At 67.8% G+C, this 3997-nt stretch carries 5 protein-coding genes; 4 read left to right on the forward strand and 1 reads right to left on the reverse strand.

The annotated features are described in order from the left end of the window. A partial coding sequence (locus VFL64_RS07450; RefSeq protein ID WP_489539742.1) for a hypothetical protein occupies nucleotides 1–231 on the forward strand: 231 nt, incomplete at its 5' end. Between the two features lie 189 nt (nucleotides 232–420). Here the strand turns inward: VFL64_RS07450 and VFL64_RS07455 are convergent. Further along, nucleotides 421–906: an Lrp/AsnC ligand binding domain-containing protein gene (locus tag VFL64_RS07455; protein WP_489539743.1), complete on the reverse strand. Its 486-nt coding sequence runs from the start codon at nucleotides 904–906 to the stop codon at nucleotides 421–423. An 86-nt stretch (nucleotides 907–992) separates the two neighbouring features. On the opposite strand from VFL64_RS07455, the gene VFL64_RS07460 reads away from it, so the two are divergent. The 3 genes from VFL64_RS07460 to VFL64_RS07470 form a co-directional block, all read left to right on the forward strand. Next, nucleotides 993–1415: a hypothetical protein gene (locus VFL64_RS07460; protein WP_489539744.1), complete on the forward strand. Its 423-nt coding sequence runs from the start codon at nucleotides 993–995 to the stop codon at nucleotides 1413–1415. A gap of 8 nt (nucleotides 1416–1423) precedes the next feature. Further along, nucleotides 1424–3694: a patatin-like phospholipase family protein gene (locus tag VFL64_RS07465; RefSeq protein ID WP_489539745.1), complete on the forward strand. Its 2271-nt coding sequence runs from the start codon at nucleotides 1424–1426 to the stop codon at nucleotides 3692–3694. A 47-nt stretch (nucleotides 3695–3741) separates the two neighbouring features. Beyond that, nucleotides 3742–3997: MBL fold metallo-hydrolase (locus VFL64_RS07470; protein WP_489539746.1), on the forward strand; the 256-nt coding region annotated here is incomplete at its 3' end.

Here is a 3997-nt window from a genome sequence, read left to right on the forward strand (position 1 = left end):
CCCAAGAGAAGGCTCGCCTTCGGCCTCGTGTCCCGGCTCGCTTCGCTTTGCCGCGAAAAGACGGGCCGAGCCGATGCGAAGCGAGGCGAGACGATGCGTAGTGCTGTCGCAGCAGATGTTCGGCCGATCCTGTGGCAAGGCAAGGACAGGCCGAGGAGACTGGAAGCCACGCAGTTCGGCCACGTGAAGAGCGCCTTTGCTTTGGTTACTTTCATTTGGCGCGACAAATGAAAGTGACCCGCCCGCCGGGGCGGACTCCCGGCGCACCCGTTCGAAGTAGGAAGAACACACCACGCGAAGCGGCGAGCAAGGCTCCGATCCGCGTAGCGGACCCTGCCCTGAGGTATCGAAGGGTCAGCCCGAACGGGTAGGGCTGTGCGAACAGCGAAGAGCGCTCAACGCGAACGAGCCGAGGCACCCCTACAACGGCAACGCCGTCGTGTTCTTCACCTCCTCCATCACCGCATACGTGTGCGTCTCCCTCACCCCCGGCAGCGTCCAGATCACCGCCCCCACCAGTTCCCGGTACGCCGCCATGTCCGCCACCCGTGTCTTGATGAGGTAGTCGAAGCCCCCCGCCACCATGTGGCACTCCATGATCTCGGGGCGCACCTGCACCGCCGCCTTGAAGTGCTCGAACACATCCGGCGTGGTGCGGTCCAGAACCACCTGGATGAACACCATCAAGCCGGCGCGCAGCTTGTCGGGGTTGAGCCGCGCCTCGTAGCCGAGGATGAAGCCATCGCGCGTGAGTCGCTTCACGCGCTCCAGCACCGCCGTGGGCGAGAGGTGCACTTCCTCGGCCAGCTTGAGGTTGGAGATGCGGCCGTCGGCCTGCAGCAGGCGAAGAATCTTGGTGTCGGTCTTGTCCAGTGCCAAGGGGCTGGCGGGCTCGGCGGCTTTCATGTCGAATCACTCCTCACGGTGCGTTGAGGCTGGGTTATAAACCGGCGTACCCCTGAACGACCCCATAAAACGGCTGGAGGAATCTCATGCGTCTCACTCGTTGGCTGCTCGGCTTGCTGATCCTGGCGTTGCTGATCGCGGCCTACTTCCTGGTGGTGCTGAACTGGAACTACTCCACCGGCGACCGCGCAGGCTGGGTGCAGAAGCTGTCCAAGAAGGGCTGGCTGTGCAAGACCTGGGAAGGCGAGCTGGCCCTGGTCTCCATGCCTGGCACCACGCCCGAGAAGTTCCTCTTCACCGTGTGGGACGACAAGGTGGCGAACGACATCAACGCGGTGATGGGCAAGCGCGTCTCGCTCACCTACGACGAGAAGGTCGGCCTGCCCACCAGCTGCTTCGGCGAGACGCGCGCCTACGTGACTGCCGTGCGCCTGCAGGACGAGATCTCGCTGCTGCCGGGCGTGAGTGTGCCGGTCGCGGTGCCACCGGCCTCCGCGGCCTCGCGTTGAGGCGGGCAATGCGCGCGTGGCTCGCCGGCTTCGTCTGTGCCCTGGCGGCCACGGCCAGCGCGGGTGCGGCGGCGCAGACCGTGCGCAAGGCCCCCCCGCTGGCGGCCGCTGCGCCGGCGGCCTCGGCCGTCACCGCCTCGGGCGTGCCGCGCCCGCGCATCGGCCTGGTGCTCTCGGGCGGCGGCGCCCGCGGCGGGGCGCACCTGGGCGTGATCAAGGTGATCGAAGAGATGCGCATCCCGATCGACTACGTGGTCGGCACGAGTGCGGGCGCCATCGTCGGGGCCGCCTATTCGAGTGGCATGCCGCTGCCCGAGATCGAAGAGGTGATGCAGACGCTGAGCACCGCCACGCTGTTCCACGACGTGGTGCGCGACGAGGTGCCCTTCCGCCTGAAGGCGGATGACGGCAACAACTACATCGGGCCCGAGATGGGGGTCAGCAGCAAGGGGCTGGCACTGCCCAAGGGCGCGGTGGCCGGCGTAGCACTCGAAGCCGTGTTGCGGCGGCTTACACAGCGCCAGACCACCACCAACTTCGACAAGCTGCCCATCCCCTTCCGCGCCATCGCGACCGACCTCTCCAACGCGCAGATGGTGGTGCTCTCGAATGGCCAACTCTCGCTGGCCGCGCGCGCCAGCATGGCCATCCCCGGCGCCGTCAATCCGATCGAGATCGATGGCCGCCTGCTGGTTGACGGCGGACTCAAGCGCAACCTGGGCGTCGACGTGGCGCGCGCCATGGGCGCCGAGGTGGTGATCGCCATCAACATCGGCACCCCGCTGCTCAAGCGCGACCAGATCGGCTCGCTGCTGTCGGTGGCTGACCAGGTGTTGCGCATCCTCACCGAAGAGAACGTGACGGAGTCGCTCAAGCAGATCACGCCGCGCGATGTGCTGATCACCCCCGACCTGAAAGACATCACCTCCTCCAACTTCGACCGCCTGCCCGAGGCGCGTGACCAGGGCGAGATCGCGGCGCGCGCGGCCATGGACCAGCTGGCCCGCTACAGCCTGAGCGAAGCCGACTACCAGGCCACGCTGGCGGCACGCCGCCAGGCCGCCGACGACACCCAGGTGGTGATCAACGAGGTGCGCGTGGTCGGCGCCAAGGTGGTCAACCCCGAGGTGGTGCTGGCTGCGATGGAGACGAAGGCGGGCCAGACCTTCGACCCCGAGAAGGTCAACCGCGACCTGCGCGCCATCTACAGCCGCGGCGACTTCGAGAGCCTGAGCTACACGCTGACCGACGACGAAGGCGGTGGCGGGCGCGTGCTGGTGACCGAAGTGACAGAGAAGTCCTGGGGCCCCAACTTCCTGCGCTTCGGCCTCTCGCTTTCGTCCGATTTCGAAGGCAACTCCTTCTTCAACCTGCTGGGCAGCCACCGCTGGACCTGGCTCAATGCGCTGGGTGCCGAGTGGCGCAACGACCTGCAGATCGGTGAGACCAACCTCGTGCGCAGCGAGTGGTACCAGCCGCTCACCGAGCGCCAGCGGCTGTTCATCGCGCCGCGCATCGGCTTCCGCGACGAACCCTTCGACATCTACGACCTCGACAGCGACAAGCGCCTGCTGCGCTTCCGGCGGCAGATGAGCGAAGTTGCCCTCGACGTCGGCATGCCGCTGGGCACCGTGGGCGAGGTGCGCCTGGGGATGGTGCGCGGCAGGGTCGAGTTCACCGACGACACCAGCGCGATCCCCGCTGAGTTGCTGGGCGGCACCCGCCAGCTCGCAGCGGTCCAGGCGCGCCTGCGGCTGGACCGGCTGGACAACATCAACTTCCCGCGCTCGGGCTACTTCACCGACCTGCGCCTGTACGTCTCCGACCCGTCGCTGGGCGCGACCGACAGCTACGCCAAGGCCGACGTCTCGCTGCAGGGCGCCACGCACTGGGGCCCGCACGTGTTCCGCGGTGCGTTGCGCGGGGGCGGCAACCTGCGCGATGGTCCCTTGCCGAGCTATGAACTCTTCAAGCTCGGCGGCTTCCTGCAGTTGTCGGGCTACAAGACCGGCCAGCTGCTGGGCACCGACATGCGCTTCGGCCGCGTGGTCTACAACTACCGGCTCTCGGGCCCGGGCTTCCTCGAAGGCATGCAGGCCGGCGGCTCGCTCGAAGTCGGCCGCATCAGCTACCAGCCCGGCGGCGTCGACGAACGCACGCGCCACGGCGGCTCGATCTACTTCGCGCTCGACACGCCCGTCGGCCCGCTCTACCTCGCGCTTGGCCGCGCCGACAGCGGCAACAAGGCGGCGTACTTCTTCCTCGGCCAGCCTTGGTGACGCCCGCCGACGAGCACTACGAGGTCTACGCCATCCGCTACGCCAGCATGCCGCGGCGGCGCAGCCAGAACTTCCTGCCGCCCGACGCGCACGACGGCCCGATGCCGATGGACTTCTTCGTCTGGCTGATCAAGTCGGGCGCGCGCAGCATCCTCGTCGACACCGGCTTCAGCGCCGCCACAGGCCTCGAGCGCGAGCGCAACTTCCTGCGCTGCCCCATCCAGGCGCTGGTGGCCCTGGGCGTGGCCCCCGGGCAGGTGCACGACGTGGTGCTCACCCACTTGCACTACGACCACGCCGGCA

This window comes from Rhizobacter sp. (assembly GCF_035702065.1).
Taxonomy (GTDB): domain Bacteria; phylum Pseudomonadota; class Gammaproteobacteria; order Burkholderiales; family Burkholderiaceae_C; genus Rhizobacter.